Here is a 23288-nt window from a genome sequence, read left to right on the forward strand (position 1 = left end):
TCGGGGCCTAGGGTGCGGCCGGGATGTCGCTTGTCGGGCCGTACATTTGCACGTCTCGCCGGATGACCAGTGGCATTACTCTGGCGAGGCCGATTTCACGGAAGTGATCGGAATCTCGGTGGGCGGCGAATGCTGCTGTGTCGGTGTATTTTTCGATGCTTACGTAGCGCTCGGGCTGTTCGATGGATTGAAACACGTCGTAGGACAGGCAGCCGGGCTCTGTGCGGCAGGCCTGTGCGAGCGCTTGGAGGGCGGGCCCGAACTTTTCCGCGTCCTGCGGGCTCGACGAAACATCGGCGACTACGAGCACATGCGGATCCATGTGCTCACCCTAGGCGAGGGCCCGGTTACTCCTGATCTCGGCGGCGCAGCAGTTCGTTGACGCTGACGGTGCGGCCGTCGCCACTGTGGTGGCGGCCTTCGTCGGGCTTGCCGGTGCGGCGGGAGGAGCGCAGTTCGGCCATCCAGTTTTCGATGGTGCTGCGCGTGGTCGGCGGGCCGTTGTCGGGATCGCCCGGCTCCGCCTCGGGTGCCTCCGGTGCGGCGTGATGCGGGTGATCGTGATCGTTCGGAGTGCTCGCCGTCGGAGCGGGGGTGGTGGCGAGTGGCGGCGTCGCGGGTGCCTGTGCGTCGGGCACTGACGGAGGTCGCGCATTTGTCGTATGTACCGACGGAGGCGGCGCTTGAGTTGTCGGCACCGACGGTGTTGGTACCTGTGCCGTTGGGAGCGATGGGGTGGCCACCTGGGCGGTAGGTGCCGGTGTGATGGGAGGCGTCGTCGCCGTCGGCCGAGGCCTTGTCGGGTCGTGCGGCACCTGCATCAGGGGCCAAGGGTCGGAAATCTCAGGAGATAGCGGCTGCGGGGTGGACACCTCGGGCGATGTCGGTGCGGAGGGAGACGCTTCGTATGAAGCCGACCGGAAGCTGGATGCTTCGGGCGATGTCGGCCGGAAGCTGGATGCTTCGGGTGATGTCGGCCGGAAGCTGGATGCTTCGGGTGATGTCGGCCGGAAGCTGGATGCTTCAGGCGAAGTCGGCCGGAAGGTAGACGCTTCGGGTGATGTCGGCCGGAAGCTGGATGCTTCGGGTGATGTCGGCCGGAAGGTAGACGCTTCGGGCGAAGTCGGTCCAGAGGGGGAGGTTTCGGGCGGCCGGAAGGTAGACGCTTCAGGCGAAGTCGGCCGGAAGCTGGATGCTTCGGGCGATGTCGGCCGGAAGGTAGACGCTTCGGGAGGCAGTGGCCGTGGGGCGGATACCTCCGGCGACGGTGACGCGGATGGGGTGGCCCTGGGGCGGGTCGGGTCGTGGGCAGGAGTGGCCCGAGACCCGGCGGCATCGGGCGGGGTCGAGGCGGACCACGACGGCACATGGCGGATGCTGTCGAAGCGCTGCGTAGGCGCCCCGGCTTCGATTTCCTCCACCGTGCGCGGGCGACGCGGCGACTTCGGCAGGCGGGTACCTGCCGCGAGCACCGGCATCTGCATGGTGACGGGGTCGGTGATCGGCGTGGTCTTGACCAGGTCGACGACCTCGCCGCCGCCGGGGCGCTCGTCGTCGAGAATGGGCTCGCCGAGGCCGATCTTCTGCTGGACCTTCTTCATCCAGGCCGGCGCCCACCAGCAATCGTCGCCGAGCAGTTTCATCGTCGCTGGCACCAACAGCATGCGCAGGATGGTCGCGTCGATGAACAGCGCCGCGATCATGCCGTAGGCCAGGTACTGCATCATCACCAGATCGGAGAACGCGAACGCTCCGGTGACAACGAGCAGGATGAGCGCGGCCGCGGTGATGATGCGCCCGGTCTGCGCGGTGCCGATGCGCACGGCCTCGGTGGTCGAGGCACCCTGCGTTCGCGCTTCGACCATGCGCGACAACAGGAATACCTCGTAGTCGGTCGACAAGCCGTAGATGACGGCGATGATCAACACCAGCACTGGCGACATGATCGGCTGCGGCGTGAAGTTCAGCAGCCCAGCACCGTGTCCGTCGACGAAAATCCACGTCAGAATGCCCAGCGTGGAACCCAATCCGAGCGCGCTCATCAATGCGGCCTTGATGGGCAGCACCAGCGAACCGAAGGTCAGGAACATCAGCAGTGTGGTGACGAACAAGACCAGCGCGATCATCCACGGCATCCGGTCGAGAAGCGCGTCGATGCTGTCCTTCTGGATCGTCGGTTGCCCGCCCACGTACATCTGCACGTTGTCGGGTACGTCGAGCGAGCGCAGATAGTCGATGGTCGGATCCGCGTCCTCGGAGTCCGCGAGTGTGGCGCTGGTGCGATAGACGTCGGGGTGGGTATTGGATCGTGTCGGCACCTCGAAGGTGCCGGTCAACCCGGGTGCTTGCTTCGCTTGGGCCCACACCTTGCCGACGTCGGTACTGCTTTCGGAGACGAACACCAACTGGATCGGATCGGACTTGCGTAGCGGGAAGATCGAATCGAACTTCGCCTGTGCGAGCCGAGTCTGGTTGTCCGGCGGCAGGTAGCGCTCGTTGATGCCGCCGAAGGCGAGGTTCTTGACCGGAATGATCAACAGCAGCAGGCCGATGCAGATCGGGATCGCGATCTTGAGCGGATGCTGCATCACCCACCGGGTGGACTTGCCCCAGAAGCCGTTCTCGATTTCCTCGGCGGTCTTGGTCTTGCGGAACCGCTTGAGGCCGAGCAGATCCACCCGCGGACCGAGGATGGCGAGCATCGCGGGCAGGATGGTGATGGCGGTGAGCGCGGCGAGCGCGACGGTCGCGATACAGCCGTAGGCGATCGATTTCAGGAAGCCCTGCGGGAACAGCAGCATGCCGCCGAGGCTGGCGATGATCATCGTCGCCGAGAACACGACGGTACGGCCGGCGGTCATCACCGAACGCCGCACCGCGGCTTTGGTGTCGTAGCCCTCGGCGAGTTCCTCGCGGTATCTACTGACGATGAATAGGCCGTAGTCGATCGCCAGACCGAGGCCGATCATGGAAACGACGCTGGAGACGAACGAGTTCACCTCGGTGAACCTGGTCAGGAACATCACGATGCCGTTGGCGCCGATCACCGTGAGGCCGCCGACGATCAGCGGCAGCGCGGCGGCGACCACGCCGCCGAAGATGAAGAACAGCAGGATCGCGACGGCGGGGATGGCAAGCATCTCCATCCGCTTGGAGTCGCTGGCGATGGTGTCGTTGAGCGTGCCCGCCACCGCTTGCAGGCCGGCGACCTGCACGTCGATACCGGGAATGTCGAAGACATCCTTCACTTTCCGGAAGTTCCGGACCATGTCGGTGTCGTTGTCGCCCTGAATGGCGACCGAGGCGAAGGTGTACTTCTTGTCCTTCGAACCGAACAACATCGGCGACGCGGGGCCGGTCTCGGTCTGCCAGTAGGCCCCGTTGACCTTGGCGATCTCGCCGGGGTACTCGCGCGGCAGCCGGTTGAGGCTGTCGACGACCTTCTGCCTGAACTCGGGATCCTCGATCGTCGTACCGTCCGGCGCGGGGTAGAGCACGACCACGTCACTGGTGTGATCACGCCCGAACGCTGCGTCGGACAATCGCGCGGCCTGCGCCGATTCGGACGTGGGATCGTCCCAACCGCTGGAGCTGAGATGGTCCTCGAGGCCGAGGCCGTATCCGCCCAATGCCAAGAGAGCGGCCGCGACCACGCCGACAACGGCGAAGCGCAACCGATAGACCAGATCGCCCCAGCGTGTGAACACTAAGCGACTCCTTGCGAGGGGCGAGAGGTGAGCAGTGCCGTCAGCGGCCGGAACGGCTGCAGCCAGGCACCCTCATCGGGCAGCGAGTCGAGGCTCACCCTGGGCAGCGGTTCACGGAACACGCCCGGGATGTCCTCGAGGTCGATGAACTCGAGAGTATCGGATGTGACGGCCCAACTCGCGTGCTCACGGAAGCCGAGTACCTGAACGGGGATTCCGCGAGCGGCGAGCTCCTCGAGCGGCTCACGGAATGCCTGGCCATCCGCGGAGGCGACCATGATGCCCGCAAGCCCGGCGCCGCGGCTGCGCCGCTCGATGTGCGCGAGCATGTCGGCGTCGACATCGGAGTCCTCGTCGATCTTGGGCTTCGCGAATACGGCGTAGCCGACATTGCGCAGCGCTTCGACCCACGGGCGGACCACGTCCGCGGTGCCGTTGGCGATATTGGTGAAGACGGTGGCTTCCGGCTCGACCCGGTAGGTGCTACCCACCGAAAGCTCGGCCGTGCGCGCGAGCAGCCAGCGGCCGAGCGCGTCGAAACGGGGGCGGTAGGCAGCCGTTGGACGGCCACCGAGAATCGCGCCGAGACCCATGTCGAGGTTCGGTGCGTCCCAGACCAGCAGGACCCGGCGCACCTCGGGTGTCGCACCGCCGGTGATTTCGGGTCCATGCACCTCCCCGGCGATATCCATGATCTCGGGGGCAATTTCGCTGATACTCATGACCCGGCCTTGCTAGCGTTCGGATCCGCCGTGACGGCTGAGCTAATCGTTCGCTCGCTCATCATTCGATCTTCCCCCATATGAACTCGGTGATAGCACTACCGGCGCGATGCGCCTTGCTTTCGAATTTGGTGACCGGTCGCTCGAATCCGATCGGTGCGGTATCCCGATGTTCCGCGCTGACCCCGCCTGTGGTCTCATTCAGGCCGATGAGCTGGGGTTCTGCGGCGCCGACCTCGGCGATGTGCTCAGCGTAGTCGGCGTGGTCGGTGGCAACATGCAACACGCCGCCCGGCCGGAGCCTGCTCGCGATGAGGGCGAACGTCGCAGGCTGCAGCAGTCGCCGCTTGTGGTGTCGCGCTTTGGGCCACGGGTCGGGGAAGAAGACCCGGACGCCCGTCAGCGACTGTGCGGCAATCATGTTTTCCAGCACATCGACGGCGTCGCCGCGCAGCAGCCGGATGTTCTCGATGTTCTCGCGCTCGATCCGCTGCACCAATTGGGCAAGACCAGGCCGGTAGACCTCGACGCCGATCAGATTGAGGTGCGGTTCGTCCTGTGCCATCGCGGCGGTGGCGGTGCCTGTGCCACAACCGATCTCGATGACGAGGGGGGCCTCGCGGCCGAACCACTCGGTAGCGTCGATCACTTGGTCGGCGGCCTCGCCGCCGATACGCGGCCAGGTGCGGGCCCAGGATTGCTGCTGGGTCGCGGTCAGCGCGCCTCGGCGCGAGCGGAAGCTCGTAACCCGGGGGTACAGGCGGGAGGCGGTGCCCCGCCTCGGTTCGTTGTCAGCCGGTACCGATGATGTGGACGATGGTTCCGGAACTGACTCGGCAGTGTGGTTCGCGGCGTCGTTCACGGCATCCATTGTCCAGCATCGGGCGATCGGGGCAGCAATCGCCCGCTTGCGACTGCTTGCGGGTCGGTGGGAACAACCCGCCGACGGTTGGTTCTCGGGCGCCGGAAACGACGCCGTCAGCGACCGCTCGCAGGTCTTGTAGAACACTTCCGCGCGGTGGATATCGGGTGGCTGATCAGGCCGCCCGGTCGCGACGAACCCGGGACAGGGGTTCTGCTTCCTGCGTCAGCGGCCGCCCGAGCGCGACCTTGGTCGCGGTCACCACCATCTCCAGCAGACCACGCAGTCCGGCGGGTGAGGCCGCGACAGACCAGACCGTCGAGTCGCCGACATCGCTCACCGGTTGCCCGGCGAGCCGATCGGCGAGCCAGTTGAGGCTGACCGGGGTGGCGAGCGGCAGCAGCGAGAAGTGTTCGCTGAGGCGATCGCGCACGTAGGTGACTGTCGCGCCGCCACGGCGGTACCGGTCTACCTGGGCGTCGATGCCGTCCATGTGGATGATCTGGTCGTGGATCGGTTGCAGGATGAGCAGCGGACAGGTCGGTATGGCGTAGCCGAGCTTGAGATCATCGAGCATGGCCGCGAGATCGGGGGCCGAAAGCACCTCGTCGAGCGGGCGGGTCAGGTAGGCGCCGACGTTCTTGTTGGACAGGCCCGCGATCGCCGAGAGCGGTGTCGCCCGTTCCGCGCGTGCGATGAGCCGGTGCCCCTCGGGGGCCAGGTCGTTGTCGAACACGGTGCCGAGGGCGGGGTACAGCCGCCGCAGCACCGCGATGACGATCGCGGGCAGCCCGGCATAGCGGCCGCCGTTCAGGCGGCTGAAGACCTGACCGGGATCGCCGACCGGTGCGCCGAGCACCGCGCCGACGATATCGATTTCCGGTGCGTAGGTCGGCGCCATCTCGACCAGCCACGAACTCGCCATGCCGCCACCGGAGTAGCCCCACACCGCGACCCTGGTGTCCTGGTGCAGCCCGAGCGGTGTGAAATTCAGTGCGGCGCGAATGCCGTCGAGCCCGCGATAGCCGGGTTCGCGCGGGGCGCCGAAGTTTCCGTGCGGGCCCTCGTGGTCGGCGATGGTCACCGCCCAGCCGCGGCGCAGTGCGTTCGCGACGAGCAGCCATTCGAGTTGGGTGATCGAACCGAGCGCGTGCGATCCGCGCCGCAGAGCGTAGGAGGGCGAACATCTCTCGGCGACGGCGTCCATCGCGGTCTGGAAGGCGAGCAGGGGGCGGTCTGCGGCAGGGTCGGCGCCCTGAGGCAGCAGCACCGTGGTGATCGCGACTTCGGGTGCGCCGTGCATATCGCAGCTGCGATAGAGCAGTTGCCACGCCGAAACCTGCTGCGAGACAAGTCCGAGTAAGGCGACGTCGACGATCCGGCTGCGGAGGATGGTGCCCGCCGGCTTGCCCGCGAACCCCTTGGGCGGCCGGAGGAACGGATCGTTGCTCGGTAGCAATGGCTTGCGGTCGAACACCTCGGCGGTCATCGCGTCTCCTCATCGAGCGGCCCTGCGGCGGAACTCGTCTGCGCCGGGTCGGCTCGCTGGGTCGAAAAGCGAAGCTGCGCACCGACTATGGTGCCGACCATCAAATCAGCGTAAATGACAGACAGTATCTCCGCGAACCCTGTGGGAGGGGGCTCGACACCGCACTAGACTCCCCGCTATGAGCGAGCGTAGCGAGCGGATCATGTGCCGGCGCGCAACATGAGCAGGCCCACAGTGTTCATCACAGGCGCTGCGGCCGGAATCGGCAGGGCGACGGCGCTGCTTTTCGCCGAGCACGGCTATGACGTCGGCGCCTATGACATCGACGAGGTGGGACTGACTCGGCTCGCGGGCGACATCACCGGAGCCGGTGGCACCGTCCGCACCGGAGTGCTCGATGTGACCGACAACACACACTGGGCAGAGCGGCTCGCGGAGTTCGGCGCCGATGCGGGCAGGCTGGACATCCTGATAAACAACGCGGGCATCCTGCGCGCGGGTCCGTTCGAATCGATCGAACTGGCAGCGCATCACGCGATTATCGAGGTCAATATCGGCGGCGTCATCAACGGCACCCACGCGGCGTTCCGGCTGCTGCGGGATACACCGGGCGCGCAGGTGGTGAATCTGTGCTCGGCGTCGGCTATCTACGGCCAGCCCGAACTCGCCACCTACGGCGCGACCAAGTCCGCGGTCAAAAGCCTTACGGAGGCATTGGATCTCGAGTGGGAGCAGCACGATATCCGGGTGATCGCGGTGTGGCCGATGTTCGTGGCGACCACGATGGTGGACGGACTGGAAACCGCGTCGACGAAGTCGCTCGGCGTGCGGCTGACCGCGCAGGATGTCGCGACCGGTATCTGGGACGTCACTCGCAAGCGTGGACGGCTGCCGAAGGTGCATTACGAAATCGGTGCGCAAGCCAAGGTGCTCGCGGCGGCCGCCAAGTACGCGCCGAACTGGGCGGTGCGCACCGTGAACAAATACTTCAGCGCGAGCTGAGCGGTCACCGCCGTCTTCGGTCCCGGCGTCTGACAGAATTGCGCACCGTAAAGGGGGTGCGCAGCTATGTCGACAGCCACCGAGACCAACGGGCACGCAAGCAGACCGGGTGGACCTGCGCGTGAACTAGACCAACTCGACCATCTGATCGCCGTGCTGCGTTCCGGCGGCGGCAACGATCCGGGGCTGTCCGGGCAGGTCGGCTTGGTATCCGCGCAGTGGCGACGGCCGCCGCGTATCCAGGTGACCGGTCGTGCGCACTCGGGCCGCAGCACTGTGCTGCACGCCTTGGCGCTCATGTCCGCCGTGGAGACCGGTCCGGTCGACGAACCCGGGGTGCCGGATCCGGTACTCGACGCCGACATCGTTGTCTACGTCCTCGCCGGCGCACCGCTGCCCGCCGATCGGCGGATCCTCGCGACGTTGCCGCCCGAACGCACCCTTGTGGTGTTGAACAAGGCCGATGCGGTCGGTGCGCGCTGGGGCGACGCGGTCGCCGCCGCCGAGCAGTACAGCAGGGAGCTCGGCATTCTGACGCTGCCGGTGGTCGCCTCCGTGGCGGTGCGCACCAGGTCGGGCGCGTTGACCGATGTCGATATGGCGACGCTGAACAGGCTCGCGGCCACCGCGGACCCCGCGCTCACGCTCTCGCCCGACCTTTTCACCTCGCCATCGGCCGGACCCGACGTCACCGACCGTGAGCAGCTGCTCGAGCGCTGGGACCTGTACGGCGTGAGCAGCGCGCTCATCGCGCTGCGCGCGGATCCGGAGCTCACTCCGCACGCGCTGCTGCAAATCCTGCACGCGGTCAGTGGCGTCGACGCGCTGCATCGTCTCCTGCACCGACGCTATGAGCAGGTCTCCGCGCTGCGTGGCGGCGTACTGCTCGACGAGCTCGCCAGGCTGGCCGGTGCCGCGTTGCCGGGCGAGGGCGGCCGGGCGCGCGACGTTATCGAGGACTATCTCTTCGGTGACGACGCGCTGTGGCTCGGCCTGTGTGCCGGACTGGCCTGTCCCGATGTCGCGCATCTCGCGGCGGGGTACCCGTCGCCCGCGCCCGTCGACGCCGACGACGCGCTTGCACGTGCCGCGCGCTGGCGGGCGGTCGTGTCGAGCGATATGCCGCCCGCCGCCCGCCGCGCCGCATTGCGCGTTCACAACGGCTACATCCGACTATGGGAGCGGATGAGCAGTGCCGGACTCTGATCAACCGGACGTGCCACCGTTGCCCTCTGATGTGGAGGCAGTTGTTGCGCGGTGGAATCCGCAGGGCATGGCCCTGATGCGCGCCGTACTCGGTACCGGCGCCGCGTCGGCGGTCACGTTGATCGGGCCCGATGATGCCAACACCACGTTGTTGCGCACCGAACTGGCGCGCTTCGAGCCACGGATCGATCTCTCCGATCCGGTGGCCGACGCCAGCGCGGCCGTCGAAACCACCTCCGGATCCGGCGCGGCGCCCGCCGCCGTCGCACTTATCCTGTTGGACGCCGGCAGCTCGCTCGGTACGGACACGGTGCGGCTTGTTCATCGGCTGCGTGCCGACGGCACTCGAATCCTGCTCGCCATGAACGGCATCCACGCCTATCAGGACTGGCGTGCCGTCCGCGCCCACAACCTCGAGCTGCTCGCCGCGCAGGGCGCCGCCGACCTCGACGTGGTTCCGGTCTCGGCGCGCCTCGCGGTAGCGGCCCGCGCGGGCGGCGACGCGAGCCTGCTCGACCGTTCGGGCCTGACCGCACTGCACGCCGAACTCGCCGCCGCGGCCACCGGCGCCGAGGCCACCGGTGGCGGCAGGCTCACGGCCGTCACTTCCCGAGTGCTCGCCGAAACGCGCCAGCGGGTGGTCGATCAGGTTGCGGCCCTGCGTTCCGGCACCGAGCCGGCGCAGTGGCGGGAAGAACGCACCGTGCTGCTCGCGGGACGAGACGGCGGACGGGCAACCGCGCTGTCGACACTGCGCAGCCAGCTGCACCTGGCCAGGGTCGACCTGATGACCGACGTCGGCTCCAGGGTACGGGCCATGCACACCGCCGCCCGCGGCGAACTCGATCGGCTGCGCCCTTCTCGGCTCGGCGACTATCCGGAGCGTTTGCAGCAGGCGGTGACCGAGCTGACCGGCGCCGTCGATGTGGAGATCGAGCGTCGCGTCGCCCAGCTCACCCTGCGGGTCGACGGTTCGACGGGCGAGCACGCCATGCCGCCGCGACGGCGCGACTCCGCGCCTCGGGTAGGACCCGACCCCGACCCGAGGCACCGTGGTGTCGAAGATCACCTCATGATCGCGTTGGGCGCGTCGGCGGGTGTCGGCCTCGGCAGACTGTTGGTTTCGCCACTCGCTCTGGTGCCGACGCTGGACGTCGCGAGCGTCCCCGTGACGCTGCTACTCGGTGCGGGCGCGGCGGGTTGGGTCGTGCGTGCGCGCAGGCAGGTCGCCGACCGCGCGCATGTCCGGCAATGGGTGTCCGATGCGCTCGTCAATGTGAAAGCCCAGCTCGAGCAGCGGGTGGCGACCGCGCTGGTGGAATCGGAGACCACGCTCGCCGATCGCGTTGTGCGCACGAGCACCGCGCGAATGGTCGAAACCGATCGGCGAGTCGCCGAATTGGAAGCGCGGTTGCGCCGTACCACCGCCGAACAACCCGGACAACTCGCCGCATGCGAACGCGATATCGAGATCATCGATCGACGGATTTCGCCAGAGTGAATTCGGTAACCATTGGGTATCCGTGAGGCAGTCCGATCTGTACCCGATTCCGTATTGGTCGTCACATCGCGTTAACCTCTAATCAGGAACCTGGGCGTCCGCTTCGTCCATATACGCCGTCCAGCCGGGACGTGCATTCGACTGGTCGTAGCGGGTGCCTTCCCGCCAATGGTGGCGCTCGGTATGTTTGCGCTGGTCGTGGGCCCGTAGCGACTGTTCGTTGGTCGCTCGAAATGGTCAGCCCAGACGAAAGCACCGTAGGACCGCCCATCTCAGGAGAGTTTTTCATGACCTCAGCGACCATTCCTGGTCTTCGTGGATCCGACGGCAAAACGCCGACCGAGCACAGCGAACTACTCGCCTGGGTACAGGAAGTCGCAGAACTCACTCAGCCCGAGCGAGTGGTCTGGGCGGACGGTTCCGATGATGAATGGGACCGGCTGACCAACCACCTCGTCGCGGCGGGCACGTTCAAGCGGCTCGACGAGAAGAAGAAGCCGAACTCCTTCCTCGCACTGTCGGACCCCTCCGACGTCGCGCGCGTCGAGTCGCGCACATACATATGTTCGAAGACCGAGGCCGACGCGGGCCCGACCAACAACTGGGTCGACCCCGCCGAGATGCGCGCGACCATGACTGAGCTGTACCGCGGCTCGATGAAGGGCCGCACCATGTACGTGGTGCCGTTCTGCATGGGCCCGCTCGGTGCTGAGGACCCCAAGCTCGGCGTCGAGATCACCGACTCCGAGTACGTGGTCGTGTCGATGCGTGTGATGACCAGGATGGGCACGGCCGCGCTGGACAAGCTCGGCGCCGACAAGCCGTTCGTCAAGGCGCTGCACTCGGTCGGGGCGCCGCTTGCCGATGGCCAGGCCGATGTGCCGTGGCCGTGCAACGACACCAAGTACATCACCCACTACCCCGAGGACCGCGAGATCTGGAGCTACGGCTCCGGGTACGGCGGCAACGCGCTGCTCGGCAAGAAGTGCTACTCGCTTCGCATCGCCTCGGCCATGGCCCATGACGAGGGCTGGCTGGCCGAGCACATGCTGATCCTCAAGCTGATCTCCCCGGAGAACAAGGCGTTCTACATCGCCGCCGCGTTCCCGAGCGCCTGTGGCAAGACCAACCTCGCGATGATCCAGCCGACGGTTCCCGGCTGGCGCGCGGAGACTCTCGGCGACGACATCGCCTGGATGCGTTTCGGCAAGGACGGTCGCCTGTACGCGGTGAACCCGGAGTTCGGCTTCTTCGGCGTCGCGCCTGGCACCAACCACAGCTCCAACCCGAATGCCATGCTCACCATGGAGGCGGGCAACACCGTCTACACCAACGTCGCGCTGACCGACAACAACGATGTGTGGTGGGAGGGCCTGGAGGGCGAGCCCGATCACCTGATCGACTGGAAGGGCAACGACTGGTTCCACCGGGAGACCGAAACCCTTGCCGCGCACCCGAACTCACGTTACTGCACGCCGATGTCGCAGTGCCCGACCCTGGCGCCGGAGTGGGACGACCCGCAGGGCGTGCCCATCTCGGCGATCCTGTTCGGCGGCCGCCGCAAGACCACGGTCCCGCTGGTTACCGAGTCCTTCGACTGGCAGCACGGCGTTTTCATGGGCGCCACGCTCTCCTCGGAGCAGACCGCGGCGGCCGAGGGCAAGGTCGGCACCGTGCGCCGCGACCCGATGGCCATGATCCCGTTCATGGGCTACCACGTCGGCGACTACCTCAACCACTGGATCAATGTCGGCAAGAACGCGGACGCGAACAAGTTGCCGAAGATCTTCTACGTCAACTGGTTCCGTCGTGGTGCCGACGGCCGCTTCCTGTGGCCGGGATTCGGTGAGAACTCCCGCGTGCTCGAGTGGATCGTCGGCCGCATCGAAGGCAGCGCGGGTGCCGAGAGCACCGCGATCGGCAACGTGCCCTCCGCGGCGCAACTCGATCTCGAAGGGCTGAAGGTCGATGTCGACGATGTCGACGAGGCGCTGAAGGTCGATGCGGAAGAGTGGCGCAAGGAGATTCCGCTGATCGAAGAGTGGTTCGAGTTCGTCGGCGACAAGCTGCCTTCCGGCGTCCGCGACGAGTTCGAGGCCCTCAAGGAGCGCCTGGGCTGACCCGGTCGGCGAAACCGAACCGCCCGCACCATCTTCGGATGGTGCGGGCGGTTTCGTCTGAATTGCCGCTGCGGGCATTCTTATTCGGTGAACGGCGCCATCCGGAGCATGTGCAGAAATCCGGTGCTGATCAGGAGCGCGGCGCGGCCGTGCGGTACCGCTTCGGCCTCTGCTCGGAAAGCGGCGGCCGCGTGTCGCTTGAAGTCGTGCCGGGGGTGGCGGTGCACCAGTTCCTCGACCCAGGCCGGATCGAGTTCGGACATGCGGGTCCCGATTACGTCCGCCGAGGCCCCCGCGGAGACGAAGCCGCCGATGTCGCCGAGGTCCGCCATGACGCCCGGCGTGATGTGCGCGGCGATGGCGGCGCCGATGGCCTGCGCGCGTTCGGGCGATGCACCCGATCTTGCGGCGAATGCGGCGGCACGTTCGCCGCCCGTCACCGCGAAACAGCGTCCGGGGGTGGGGTGTTCGAGCTGTAGGTCGTGCAGCAGGCAGGAAACATAGGCCAGTTCGTCGTCGTAGTCGGCGCCGTCGAGCTCCGCGAGTACCCGGCCGAAGAAGTAGCTGCGAAACGAGTGCTCCAGGATATGGATCGAAAGCGATTCGCGGGCTTCGGTTTCTGCGGCGCGGGCCAGTTTCGAGTCGGGCAGCAGCACACCGCCGAATTCGAGTCGCCCGCGACCGCGGCGACCCAGCGCGACCTTGACCCGATCGGGTAGGACGGTGGGGAGAGCGCGCGCGATTTCGACGGTGAGCGTGCGGCGTTGCTTTTTTGTCAGCGTGCCTCCGGTTCGAGTCGCCCATTCCCAGTCGATGCCTCTGGGCGCACCCATGGTGTCTCCTTTGTCTCGATCCCGGCTACGTCATCGAATGGATAGTGCGCCCGGAGATCCGGCGAGTGGCGGGAATGCCGGTAATGCTCGAACCGATTGTCAGCGGTCGGCGCAATATACGAGGATACCCAGTACGGATGCGTTAGTAGCTTATGCTTTACCTGTACTCCGTCTCAGGTCTGATCGACTGATCTTCTTCCCTTATCGACTCGTGGCCGCGCGATGCGCGGCAAACGATGAGATCGAAGCGCGAGAGGTGGTTGGAGCATGACCGATCTGGAAACCGGCGACCCGGTGCCTGGGATTGCCGAGATCGAGCTGGCGACAGCGAGCACGCCGTTACGGCGCGCCGCGGGTCGGCTGGAGGCGGTGCTACCCCCTGGCTGGCGCGTCGACATCGTCGACGGACCGGGTGCCAAGGGGAGCGATCGTGATGCCGTCCTGCGGGTGGTCATGCCGGGGGCTTGATTACCCCGTCCAGCCGAGCGGCATGAGCACCGACTTCTGCTCGCAGAAGGAGTCGAGGCCCTCCGGGCCGTTTTCCCTGCCGAGGCCCGAGCTCTTGTACCCGCCGAAGGGCGAGCCGGGATCGAACGCGTACCAGTTGATCGCGTAGGTGCCGGTGCGTACCCGTGCGGCGATCTCGGCGCCGTGTTCGACATCGCTTGTCCATACCGACCCGGCCAGGCCGTAGACGGAGTCGTTGGCGATGGCCACCGCCTCGTCCTCGGTGTCATAGGGGATCACCGAGAGCACGGGGCCGAAGATTTCCTCCTGGGCGATTGTCGAGGAGTTGTCCACGTCGGCGAAGATCGTCGGCTCGACGAACCAGCCGCGGTCCAGGTCGGCAGGGCGGCCACCGCCGAGCACCAGCCGTGCGCCCTCTTCCTTACCCTTGGCGATATAGCCCTCGACGCGCTCGCGTTGCCGCTCCGAAATGAGCGGGCCGAGCGTCACCGTCGGGTCGTTGGGATCGCCGACCTTCATCGTGCGTACGTGCTCGACGAGTGCTTCGAGGATCTCGTCGTAGCGGGTGCGCGGCGCGAGGATGCGGGTTTGTGCGACACAGCCCTGCCCGCTGTTCATCAGGCCGGAGAAGGCGAGTACCGGGATATTCGCGGCAACGTCCATGTCGGGCAACAGGATTGCGGCGGACTTGCCTCCGAGTTCCAGTGACACGCTCTTGAGCTGACCGGTCGCGATCGCGCCGATCTTCTTGCCGACCGCGGTGCTTCCCGTGAAGGTGACCTTGTCGACGCCGGGGTGCGAGACCAGATACTCGGCGGCATCGGCCTCCGCGGGCAGTACCGACAGCACGCCCTCCGGTAGGCCCGCTTCGGTGAAGATGTCGGCAATCTTGTTGGCGGTCAGCGGAGTCAGCGGTGCGGGCTTGAGCACCACGGTGCAACCGGCCAGCAAGGCGGGGGCGAGCTTGTTGGCCGCGAGGAAAAGCGGGACGTTCCATGCGGTTACGGCCGCGACGACGCCGCGCGGCTCACGGGAAACCCTGGAGGTGCCGAACAATCCGGTGCGAGTCTCGTTCCAGGGGAACGACTTTGCCAGTGCTGCGTAGGCGTCGAGGGTGGCGACCGCAGGGATCTGATTGAGCGTCATGGCGATCATCGCCGGTGCGCCCATTTCCGCGGTGAGCGTGGCGAGTAGATCGGCGGAACGCTCCTCGATCAGGCGTGCCGCGCGGGTGAGCACCTGGGCGCGCTCCTCCGGCGGGGTGGAAGGCCACGGGCCGGAATCGAAGGCGTGCCGCGCGGCGGCGACCGCGGCGTCGACGTCGTCGCGAACGACCACAGGGACGCTGCCCACCGTCTCGACCGTGGCGGGCGAGATGACCTGGAGGCGCTCGGAGCCGGCTGGCGCGGTCCATTGGCCGCCGATGAACAAGCTGTCGTAATGCATGAGAACACGTTACAGTTTTGTGGCCCGCTTGTCTGTAACCTGTTCCAGTTTTGTCTCTCGCCGTACCTCTGAACAGGACGAATTCCAACCTGTCGGTACGCTTTTCAGAGAACGCACTATTGCGTTCTGTTGTTGCAGAGGGGATGCTGTAGCTACTGATCAGCTCGCTCGATTAAATCGCAGTTGGGGAGTCAGAGTCATGGCGGTGCAAGTGATCGGGCGGTCGCTGATGTCGAGCGATCAAACCGAGCATCAAGCTAAGAGTGTCGGTGCGGGCGGATGGGTCGTCTCCTTCCTACCCGGTCGCACGCTGACCATCGAGCAAGCCACCGCGGCCATGCAGGCAGCAGAGGCCGTGGCCACCGTGGGGATGCTGGCGGACCTACTCGCGCTCACCACGCTAGAGACCGTCGGCCTTGCCATCCAGGAATCGCCGTGGCTCGAGTCGTCCTACGGAGTGTGCGGCAGGCGCAGCTGGCGCCGTGGCTGGCTGGAACGGCAGCCCTAGCCACTCTTGGTTGCGACGACCACCAGGTTGCTCACCAGAAGCTCGCGCAATAACGGCACCCGGACCAGCCACCAGGCCCAGCGCGGGTGATAGCGCGGAAAGATGGTCCGGACGTCCGCAGGAGTGCGCGCCGCCCACCGCATCCCCGCAACCGCGGTGACGGCGAACATCGACTCACCGAATCGGTTCTTCGGTTCCCGGCCCTGCTTGCGCCGATAGCGGCGTGCCGCGTACTCCCCGCCCAGGTAGTGCCACGGCCCGGTCTCGTGCCCGCCGAACGGTCCCAGCCACACCGTGTAGGAGAGCACGATCAACCCGCCTGGCCGAGTCACCCGCACCATTTCATCGGCCATCAGCCACGGCTGCGGCACATGTTCGGCGACATTCGAGGAAAAGCAGATGTCCACCGCGTCATCGCGAAACGGCAGCGCCATCCCCGACCCTCGAACCGCGCCGGGCACCGACAGCCCCGCGGCATGCATCTCCGAGGGATCCGGCTCCACCGGAATGTAGCGCGCACCGGTCCTGATGAACTCGTCGGCGAAGTAGCCGGGACCACCACCGACGTCGAGAATCGTCGCGCCCCGCAGGTCGCGCCCGGTGATGTCGGCATAGAAGTCACCGATCATGGCCGCGCTGTCGGCGGCGAGTTCGCCGTAGAACAGCGCGGGATCGGTCTGCTCGAATCGGAAGCTGCCGAGTAACCGCATCGACCGGCGCAGCGTCGCCCTGCGGGCAAAACGGGACAGGGCGCGCCCGGCGGGCCGCAGCGCGGCCACCTCGGCTTCCGCTGGCTTACTTTCAGCTCTCGGCACGGCGGAGAGTCTCGCATAACGCCCACACCCCACTCCAGTCGCTGCTGCCACCGGAGGTGGCGATACGCAGAACGGGACCGGTGGCGGCTTGTGCCCGCATTCGCAGGTTAGGGTGTTGGGCGACATCCGACGTCCCCGATCGGGACCTGCCGACCGAGAGAAGCACCACCGTGCGCGAAGTCCTCCTGCTGTGCTGGCGTGACACCGGGCATCCGCAGGGCGGCGGCAGCGAACGGTATCTGGAGCAGGTCGGCGCCCAGCTCGCCACGCGCGGGGTCAAGGTCACGCTGCGGACCGCCCACTACCCGGGGGCGCCCAAGCGGGAACGGGTCGACGGTATCGATATCAGCAGGGCCGGTGGCCGCTACTCCGTGTATCCGAGGGCCTTGGCCGCGATCGCGCTCGGCAGGCTCGGTGTCGGACCACTGCGCGGGCTGCGACCGGACGCGGTGATCGATACACAGAACGGGATCCCGTTCTTCGCGGCCGTCGCGACCAAGGCGCCGTCGGTCGTGCTCGTACATCACGGCCATCGCGAACAGTGGCCCGTCGCGGGTCGCCTCGTCGGCCGTATCGGCTGGTGGATCGAATCGCGGCTGTCGCCGCGCGCGCACCGGCGCAACCAATACCTGACCGTCTCGCTGCCCTCGGCCGAGGAACTCGCCACGCTCGGGGTAGATCAATCGCGAATCGCGGTGGTCCGCAACGGCGCCGAGCCCGTTCCATCGGGCGCGCCAACCGGTGCCGCGGCCACGCGCACACCGCAACCGCGCATAGTCGTGCTCTCACGACTGGTGCCGCACAAGCAGATCGAAGACGCGCTCGCAGCCGTCGCCCGGCTGCGGACCCGCGTTCCCGGCCTGCACCTCGACGTGATCGGCGACGGTTGGTGGGCCGACAACCTCGAGACGAACGCCGACGAACTCGGCATCGCCGACGCGGTCACCTTCCACGGCCACGTCGACGAGCGCCGCAAGCACGAATTACTCGCTCGCGCCTGGGTGCACGTCCTGCCCTCGCGCAAAGAGGGGTGGGGCCTGGCCGTCATCGAAGCCGCCCAGCACGGCGTCCCGACTATCGGTTACCGCAGCTCCCGCGGCCTCACCGACTCCATTGTCGACGGCGTGACCGGCCTCCTTGTCGACGACGTCGCCCAGCTCGCCGATGCCGTCGGTGAGCTCATCGATGACACCGAGGCCCGCACTGTCATGGGCGAAAAGGCCCGCGCCCGCGCCAACGAGTTCTCTTGGGAACAAACAGGAAACGGCGTCTACCAGGTGCTGGCCTCGGTCGCACGTGGTCAACACAGCTCCGGCCTCATTCCTCCTGGCCCCTGAGGTTCGGAGCCGACACGGCCCCGACGGCATCACCCTGGCCCTCGAGACCCGGCGAACCCCGGACGACTCGACATCAGTGATCAGCCGATCCCCCGCGACAATCGTCTTGTACTGGACGGCTCGGCATCCTGGGTGACCAGGCCGCGATCAGTAGGCCGCCGACGAGTAGAGCGGCCCAAACAAGGTGGGCGGCAGCGGAGATGGTGCGGCGGGAGGTGGTGGATTCGCCATCGCGATCGATGACGCCGGGAACCCGGTACAACGCGAGGTTGGTGTCGATGTAGACCGGATTCAGCTGGGCGAGGGTGGTTTTCGACTCACCGAGCGGGCCGGGGGTGGTGCGTTCCACCAACACCCAACCGACGCCGAGTTCCGCAAGCTTCGCCGCGGACCCTCCGTGCAGCAGCAGGGTCTCCGCTTCGCGCGCGCGTGCGCCCTCGCCCGCGACCGTCCTGCCGTGCACCGGAAGCTCGCCGGTCTGCAGCACGTCGCGTGGCAGCATGCGCGGCGCTGGATCCAAAACCGGTGTGCGCCCGCTATACGGAAACTTCCGGAACATGCCCCCCGGCAGCACCGCGACATCGCCGGGCCCGTCGATGCGCTCGGCGACCTGCTGCCACCCGATCGGATAGTGCACCGGCCGCATCGCCCCACCGACGCCCCATCCGAGATCGAACAGCGGCAGGGTCAGTAGTGCGATGAACACCGTTACGGTCAGCGACATTACGGCCGTGGATGCACGACCACTCGGTCGCACGATCGTGCCGGTCGATCCAGATCCAGATGCGGTTCCCGATGCAGACTCCGCTGCCGAGGCCGCCGGGTTATTCGACGAGAACCTGAGGGCGACAGCATGGCATCCGGCCGCGGCACACAGGGCGTAAGCAGGCATCGCGAGCGCCACGTACTTCTGGGTGTCGCGCAGCAGCCCCGCGCCGGGCACCGAGGTGACAAGCCACTCCAGCACATCCATGCCCCATGCCGTCGCACCCACCGCCGGCAACACGATGGCCACAGCGGCCAAGACAAGTAGCCTTCGCCGAGTTTGCAGGCCGATGCGTTGGATGTCCGCACTCGGATGCAGCCCGTCGACGATGGCTCCGGCGACGGTGCGGACACCTGTTGCGACCAGCGCGAGTAGCAGGAATGTTCCGACCAGGGCGAGCAGCGTGCTGCGGGAGCCGGGGACGGCATCGGAGTTCCAGATGCCACCGAGGCCCGCCAGACTGCCGAGCGTGCCGAGGCCGGTTTCCGCACGTGCGGCGAACGCGGCGATTCCGGCCGGGTCGGAGGGTTCGGAACCGACGTCGGACAACGCTGTCGCCGTCAACCACGGCGCGGACGCGGCGAGCACCAGTAGCAGTGCCCCAGGGAAGCTTCGGCGGCCGACCAACACCAGGGCGGTGCACCCTGCCAGCAGCGCACCGGTCGGCGTGAGTCCAGCGACGGCGACGCACGCGGCCAACGCCGCCCAGCGGCCGGCGCCGCCGAAACGCGGGCTCGCAGCAAGCGGATCGTTCGTTCGGTGCGGCTCGATCGACGTTCGTAATCGGTGGGCGGCCAACGCTGTCCATGGCAGCGCCGCATAACCGGCCAGCAGACTCCAGTGGCCTTGCAACAGCCGCTCGGCCACGTAGGGGTTCCACAGTGCGACGGTGGCCGCCACCAATTGCGGCCCGGTGGTCAGTCGCAGCAGTTCACGGGCCAGTAACGCGGCACCGAACCCGGCCGCCCACAGCGCAACGAGCATGATCGTCTTGACGATCAGGCCGCCATCGACGACAGGCGACAGCACCGCGATGAGCGCGTCCTGCGGTACGGCCCGTGGGGCGGCATGGCCGAGGCCGAGGGCGGAATCGGTGAGATACGAGCGTGGCGTGCTCACCGCGTCGCGCAGCAGCAAGTATCCGGAGCCGAGCAGTGGACCTGCGATGAGCAGCGTCGACAGCGCGCTGTAACCGGCAGGGACGAATCTCGCCCACCGGTCGCGCCGAGCCTGCCCGTCACTCACGGTTGTCGACCCTACGTTTCGACCGCGGTCGCGTGTTGCCTGGGCAAGCGCTCTGCGTACCGATCACCCTCGGCGCGGGTTGCGCGGTTGTACACCGCGCGCTCGATCATCTGGATCACTTGTGACTCGATTCGTACGGACGGCCGGGAATGCGGCAACGTGCGGCAACGACCAGGGCGGGGCGGAGGTATGGCCGATGAGGTGGGACTATTGCTGCGTGCATGATGTCCGTCGCCCACCCGTTGTGGCGGATCTGACGTTGGTGACGGCCGGGGCGATGACCGCGAATGTGGCGGGGTATCTGCTGCAGTTGCTGGCAGGTCGGTGGCTGGGGGTTTCCGGGTACAGCGAGTTCGCGAGTCTGCTCGCGGTGCAGTTGTTGTGTGCGGTGCCCGCGCTCGCGTTGCAGAACGTGGTGGCGCGCGAGTTGGTGCGTGGCGCGAGCGTCGCGGCGCTGCGCGGGTTGCGGTGGCGGTGCGCGGTGATCGTCGCGGTTGTCGCGGCGGTGCTTGTGCCGTTGGTGGCGGCGGCGCTGAATGTTTCGGTCGCGGCGTCGCTCGCCGCGCTCATCGCGGCGCCCGCGCTGGTGGTGCTATCCGGTGAGCAAGGAATTCTGCAGGGCGGCAGGCGGTTTCGGGCGTTGGCCGTCGTCCTCGGTGCGGCGGGGGTTGCGCGGGTGGCACCCGCGCTTGCGGTGCTCGGGATGGGGGGCGGCGCGGCCGCGGCCCTGTGCGCGGCGGCGATCGGTATCGCCGTCGCCGCGGTCTTCGCGCGGTGCGTGGCCGGGTCACCCCTCGCGCGCTCGCGCACTCGGCACGAGGTGCCCGACGCTGCCGATCACGGCACGAATTTCGTCGGCGTCCTTCCGGTACTGCGGGCCGCCCAGGTCCAGGCGGCGTTGATGGCGCTGTCGTCGGCCGATCTGATCGTCGCGCGGATCGTCCTCGGCGAGCAGGACGCGAGCAGGTACGCGCTCGGCGCCATTGCCGCCAAGATCGCGTTCTGGTTGCCGCAGGCGGTCGGCGTTGTGCTGTATCCGCGGATGGCGCAGCCGACTCATTCGGCGCGCGCGATCAGGGAAGCGCTCGCGGTGTTGTCCGGGATCGGTGTCGTCGCGGTGCTCGGCGCCGCGGTCGCGGCACCGCTCGCACCGTTGTTCGCGGGGCAGGACTACGCGCCGATCGAGGGCCTGCTGTGGGTGTTCGCGCTGCAAGGCGCCATCCTCGCGGTGCTGCAAGGCGCGCTGCTCTCAGCGATCGCGGTAGATCACACCGCCCTCGCCGCCGTCACCTGGGTGGGACTCGCGGTCGAGGTGACGCTCATGCTGTCGCTGGCGCGCTCGGTGCCATCGCTGATCACGACCGCTGTCTGCGTCGCGGCCGCCACCACTCTCGTGGTCGCCGTGGTTGTCCTGCGCACCTCCGATCGATCGGGGCGACCCGAGTCGCCGCAACTCGCTGGTTGAGGCGCGGGTACATACCGGAGCGGAACTCACTGCGCCACGTCACGCTCGGCAGCCGCCGCGCGGATTCTCGGCCACATCGCGTCTGATCGACGTCACCCTCACCTACGATCACCCCCATGATCACCGCTGTGCACACCCTCGTCTACGCGGAGGATCCGGACGCGGCCCGCGTCTTCTTCCGCGATGTACTGCGCTGGCCGAACGTGGACGCCAACGATGGCTGGCTCATTTTCGGAACCGGACCGAGCGAGCTCGGTGTACATCCCGCCGATGGTCCACCGACGCACGAGATTTCGCTCATGTGCGACAACCTGGAAACAACCATTGCCGAATTGACGGAGCGCGGAGCGCAATTCGAGGGCGATATCGCGGAGCGGTCTTTCGGGCGCTGCATCGACATGCGGATTCCCGGAGCGGGCACCATGCTGCTCTATCAACCACGGCATCCCGTCGCCTACCCGCTCGGCTCGCCGCTGCCGTGAAACGAACTCGGTCCCCCGGCGAAATGCCGGGGGACCGAGTTCGAAGATGCTCGCTGTCAGCGACTTCCGCTGTCAGGGGCGCTTGTTGATATTGATCTGCTCGGTCGGTGCGTCATCGCCGCCGCGACGCGCGCCGGCTCCGGCCGATGCCGCGCCGCCGCCACGCTGGGCGGGGTTGCCGCCGTGCGGGGCGTTGGCGGGGCTCGCACCGCCGCGAATGCCGAGGATCACGCCGGCGATCAGGGCGATCGCACCGAGGACGCCGAGGATGATCGGCATGATGCGTCCGAACAGCGCCAGCTTGTCGATGTTCTCCTTGGCCACGGAGATCTGCGACTCGATGGTGTTCTCGTCGAAGACGATGTTCCCCTTCAGCGCGGTGACCTCGGCTTTGTCGGCGCTACGTCCGTAGTACAGATGGATCTGTTCGCCACCCTTGATCACGGTGCCGGTGTCGGGCTCGACCCACAGATCGCGGGTGTTGGTGTACCAGCGGGTCATGGTGACCGGGGTTTCACCGCCCTCGACGCCCCACTTGGCGGCGGGCAGGGTCAGCCTGTTGGTCGGGGCCTTCACCACGTCCCACATGTTCTGTACCGGGACCTGCTGCTGGAAGTGGTAGACCTTCATGCTGTTGATCTCGGTCTCGTCGACGAAGTTGACGTCGAAGGCTTTGCGCGCGTTGATATCGAAGTACGGGTAGGACTTCTTCTCGGTCCCGATCGGGAACCGGTATTGCAGGCCGGTGTGCTGAACCGGGTCGGCGATGCTCTCGCCGTCCTTGTTGACCGAGACCGCGATGGAGCCGTTGGGCTCCTTGTCGATCGGCATGCCGGTCTTGCGGTCGATGGTGACCCGGTCGACTGTCGCGGTGAGCAGCCCGGTGTCGGCCTGCTTATCGATGCGTCGCAGCGTCTGACCGGCCTGAATGGTCATATCGCTGGAATCGGATGGTTCCTCGACCGTGAGGTAACGCTGTGAGATCAACGGCACATTGCTGTCGACCTTGGCTGAGCCCTCGGGCGCTGTGAGCGACTTCGAGTCGAGCACAAGGCTTTCCGAACCGGGCTGGTTGGCCGCGATGGTAGTGATCTCGAGGTCGAGCGGAGTCTTCGCCAGTTTGCTGACGGTGTACGTAGGGATCATCACCGCGGCGACAATCAGCAACGCGCCGAGACCCACGAGCAGGCAGGCCACCGTCCTTCTGGTTCCGGCACTCAGTGCCATGCAAACTCTCCTCGTCGTAGAACACCGGTCATTCCGGCGAGTACTGCGGGCGCGCCACGGCACTCGTGAGCCCCGACACTAACAGTC

General features: G+C 67.0%; 19 protein-coding genes. 9 read left to right on the forward strand and 10 right to left on the reverse strand.

What is annotated here, in order from left to right; all coding sequences use genetic code 11:
• Positions 1-7: 7 nt before the first annotated feature.
• The 5 genes from ACLMAJ_RS08170 to ACLMAJ_RS08190 form a co-directional block, all read right to left on the reverse strand.
• Positions 8-322: a putative quinol monooxygenase gene (locus ACLMAJ_RS08170; protein WP_412012919.1), complete on the reverse strand. Its 315-nt coding sequence runs from the start codon at positions 320-322 to the stop codon at positions 8-10.
• Between the two features lie 25 nt (positions 323-347).
• Entirely contained in the window at positions 348-3707 is a 3360-nt protein-coding gene (locus ACLMAJ_RS08175; RefSeq protein ID WP_412012920.1) for an MMPL family transporter, read from the reverse strand.
• The gene (locus tag ACLMAJ_RS08180) at positions 3707-4399 is read right to left on the reverse strand and encodes an NYN domain-containing protein (protein WP_412013257.1); all 693 of its coding nucleotides are present in this window, start codon (positions 4397-4399) and stop codon (positions 3707-3709) included. Before ACLMAJ_RS08180 ends, ACLMAJ_RS08175 begins: the two co-directional genes overlap by 1 nt.
• Before the next feature lie 91 nt (positions 4400-4490).
• A complete protein-coding gene (trmB, locus tag ACLMAJ_RS08185; RefSeq protein WP_412012921.1) occupies positions 4491-5300 on the reverse strand; it encodes a tRNA (guanosine(46)-N7)-methyltransferase TrmB in 810 nt (269 codons plus the stop codon).
• A gap of 166 nt (positions 5301-5466) precedes the next feature.
• The gene (locus tag ACLMAJ_RS08190; RefSeq protein ID WP_412012922.1) at positions 5467-6780 is read right to left on the reverse strand and encodes a lipase family protein; all 1314 of its coding nucleotides are present in this window, start codon (positions 6778-6780) and stop codon (positions 5467-5469) included.
• A 219-nt stretch (positions 6781-6999) separates the two neighbouring features.
• Between ACLMAJ_RS08190 and ACLMAJ_RS08195 the strand changes: the two genes are divergently transcribed.
• The 4 genes from ACLMAJ_RS08195 to ACLMAJ_RS08210 all read left to right on the forward strand — a co-directional run bounded on the left by ACLMAJ_RS08195 (position 7000) and on the right by ACLMAJ_RS08210 (position 12609).
• The gene (locus ACLMAJ_RS08195) at positions 7000-7782 is read left to right on the forward strand and encodes an SDR family oxidoreductase (protein ID WP_412012923.1); all 783 of its coding nucleotides are present in this window, start codon (positions 7000-7002) and stop codon (positions 7780-7782) included.
• A gap of 66 nt (positions 7783-7848) precedes the next feature.
• Positions 7849-8988 (forward strand): hypothetical protein, encoded by a 1140-nt coding sequence (locus tag ACLMAJ_RS08200; protein WP_412012924.1) that lies wholly within the window; start codon positions 7849-7851, stop codon positions 8986-8988.
• Positions 8975-10489, forward strand: coding sequence for a hypothetical protein (locus ACLMAJ_RS08205; RefSeq protein ID WP_412012925.1), 1515 nt, complete (start codon positions 8975-8977; stop codon positions 10487-10489). The genes ACLMAJ_RS08200 and ACLMAJ_RS08205 overlap by 14 nt, the downstream gene beginning before the upstream one ends.
• Positions 10490-10776: 287 nt before the next feature.
• On the forward strand, positions 10777-12609 hold the full coding sequence (locus ACLMAJ_RS08210; RefSeq protein ID WP_412012926.1) for a phosphoenolpyruvate carboxykinase (GTP): 1833 nt from the start codon (positions 10777-10779) through the stop codon (positions 12607-12609).
• A gap of 80 nt (positions 12610-12689) precedes the next feature.
• Here the strand turns inward: ACLMAJ_RS08210 and ACLMAJ_RS08215 are convergent, their stop codons facing one another.
• Complete coding sequence (locus ACLMAJ_RS08215; protein ID WP_412012927.1) at positions 12690-13442, reverse strand: HD domain-containing protein; 753 nt, start codon at positions 13440-13442, stop codon at positions 12690-12692.
• A 267-nt stretch (positions 13443-13709) separates the two neighbouring features.
• On the opposite strand from ACLMAJ_RS08215, the gene ACLMAJ_RS08220 reads away from it, so the two are divergent.
• Positions 13710-13910: a hypothetical protein gene (locus ACLMAJ_RS08220; protein ID WP_412012928.1), complete on the forward strand. Its 201-nt coding sequence runs from the start codon at positions 13710-13712 to the stop codon at positions 13908-13910.
• Here the strand turns inward: ACLMAJ_RS08220 and ACLMAJ_RS08225 are convergent, their stop codons facing one another.
• A complete protein-coding gene (locus ACLMAJ_RS08225; protein ID WP_412012929.1) occupies positions 13911-15356 on the reverse strand; it encodes an aldehyde dehydrogenase in 1446 nt (481 codons plus the stop codon).
• A 199-nt stretch (positions 15357-15555) separates the two neighbouring features.
• Here ACLMAJ_RS08225 and ACLMAJ_RS08230 point away from each other — a divergent pair, with 199 nt between their 5' ends.
• The gene (locus ACLMAJ_RS08230; RefSeq protein ID WP_412012930.1) at positions 15556-15864 is read left to right on the forward strand and encodes a hypothetical protein; all 309 of its coding nucleotides are present in this window, start codon (positions 15556-15558) and stop codon (positions 15862-15864) included.
• Here the strand turns inward: ACLMAJ_RS08230 and ACLMAJ_RS08235 are convergent.
• Complete coding sequence (locus ACLMAJ_RS08235; RefSeq protein WP_412013258.1) at positions 15861-16574, reverse strand: class I SAM-dependent methyltransferase; 714 nt, start codon at positions 16572-16574, stop codon at positions 15861-15863. The two genes, ACLMAJ_RS08230 and ACLMAJ_RS08235, sit on opposite strands and share 4 nt — an antisense overlap.
• Positions 16575-16849: 275 nt before the next feature.
• Between ACLMAJ_RS08235 and ACLMAJ_RS08240 the strand changes: the two genes are divergently transcribed.
• Complete coding sequence (locus ACLMAJ_RS08240; RefSeq protein WP_412012931.1) at positions 16850-18016, forward strand: glycosyltransferase family 4 protein; 1167 nt, start codon at positions 16850-16852, stop codon at positions 18014-18016.
• A gap of 73 nt (positions 18017-18089) precedes the next feature.
• Here ACLMAJ_RS08240 and ACLMAJ_RS08245 read toward each other — a convergent pair whose 3' ends face one another.
• Positions 18090-20027, reverse strand: coding sequence for an MmpA family trehalose lipid delivery protein (locus tag ACLMAJ_RS08245; RefSeq protein ID WP_412012932.1), 1938 nt, complete (start codon positions 20025-20027; stop codon positions 18090-18092).
• A gap of 277 nt (positions 20028-20304) precedes the next feature.
• Between ACLMAJ_RS08245 and ACLMAJ_RS08250 the strand changes: the two genes are divergently transcribed.
• Together ACLMAJ_RS08250 and ACLMAJ_RS08255 are read left to right on the forward strand one after the other, a co-directional pair.
• Entirely contained in the window at positions 20305-21492 is a 1188-nt protein-coding gene (locus tag ACLMAJ_RS08250) for a polysaccharide biosynthesis protein (RefSeq protein WP_412013259.1), read from the forward strand.
• A 116-nt stretch (positions 21493-21608) separates the two neighbouring features.
• Positions 21609-21974 carry a VOC family protein gene (locus ACLMAJ_RS08255; RefSeq protein ID WP_412012933.1) on the forward strand — a complete coding sequence of 122 codons (366 nt, stop codon included), beginning with the start codon at positions 21609-21611 and terminating at the stop codon, positions 21972-21974.
• Positions 21975-22046: 72 nt separating this feature from the next.
• Here the strand turns inward: ACLMAJ_RS08255 and pgfA are convergent, their stop codons facing one another.
• Positions 22047-23201 (reverse strand): cell envelope lipid trafficking protein PgfA, encoded by a 1155-nt coding sequence (gene pgfA / locus ACLMAJ_RS08260; RefSeq protein ID WP_412012934.1) that lies wholly within the window; start codon positions 23199-23201, stop codon positions 22047-22049.
• Between the last annotated feature and the right edge of the window lie 87 nt (positions 23202-23288).

It is taken from the genome of Nocardia arseniciresistens (assembly GCF_046764875.1).
GTDB classification, from domain to species: domain Bacteria; phylum Actinomycetota; class Actinomycetes; order Mycobacteriales; family Mycobacteriaceae; genus Nocardia; species Nocardia arseniciresistens.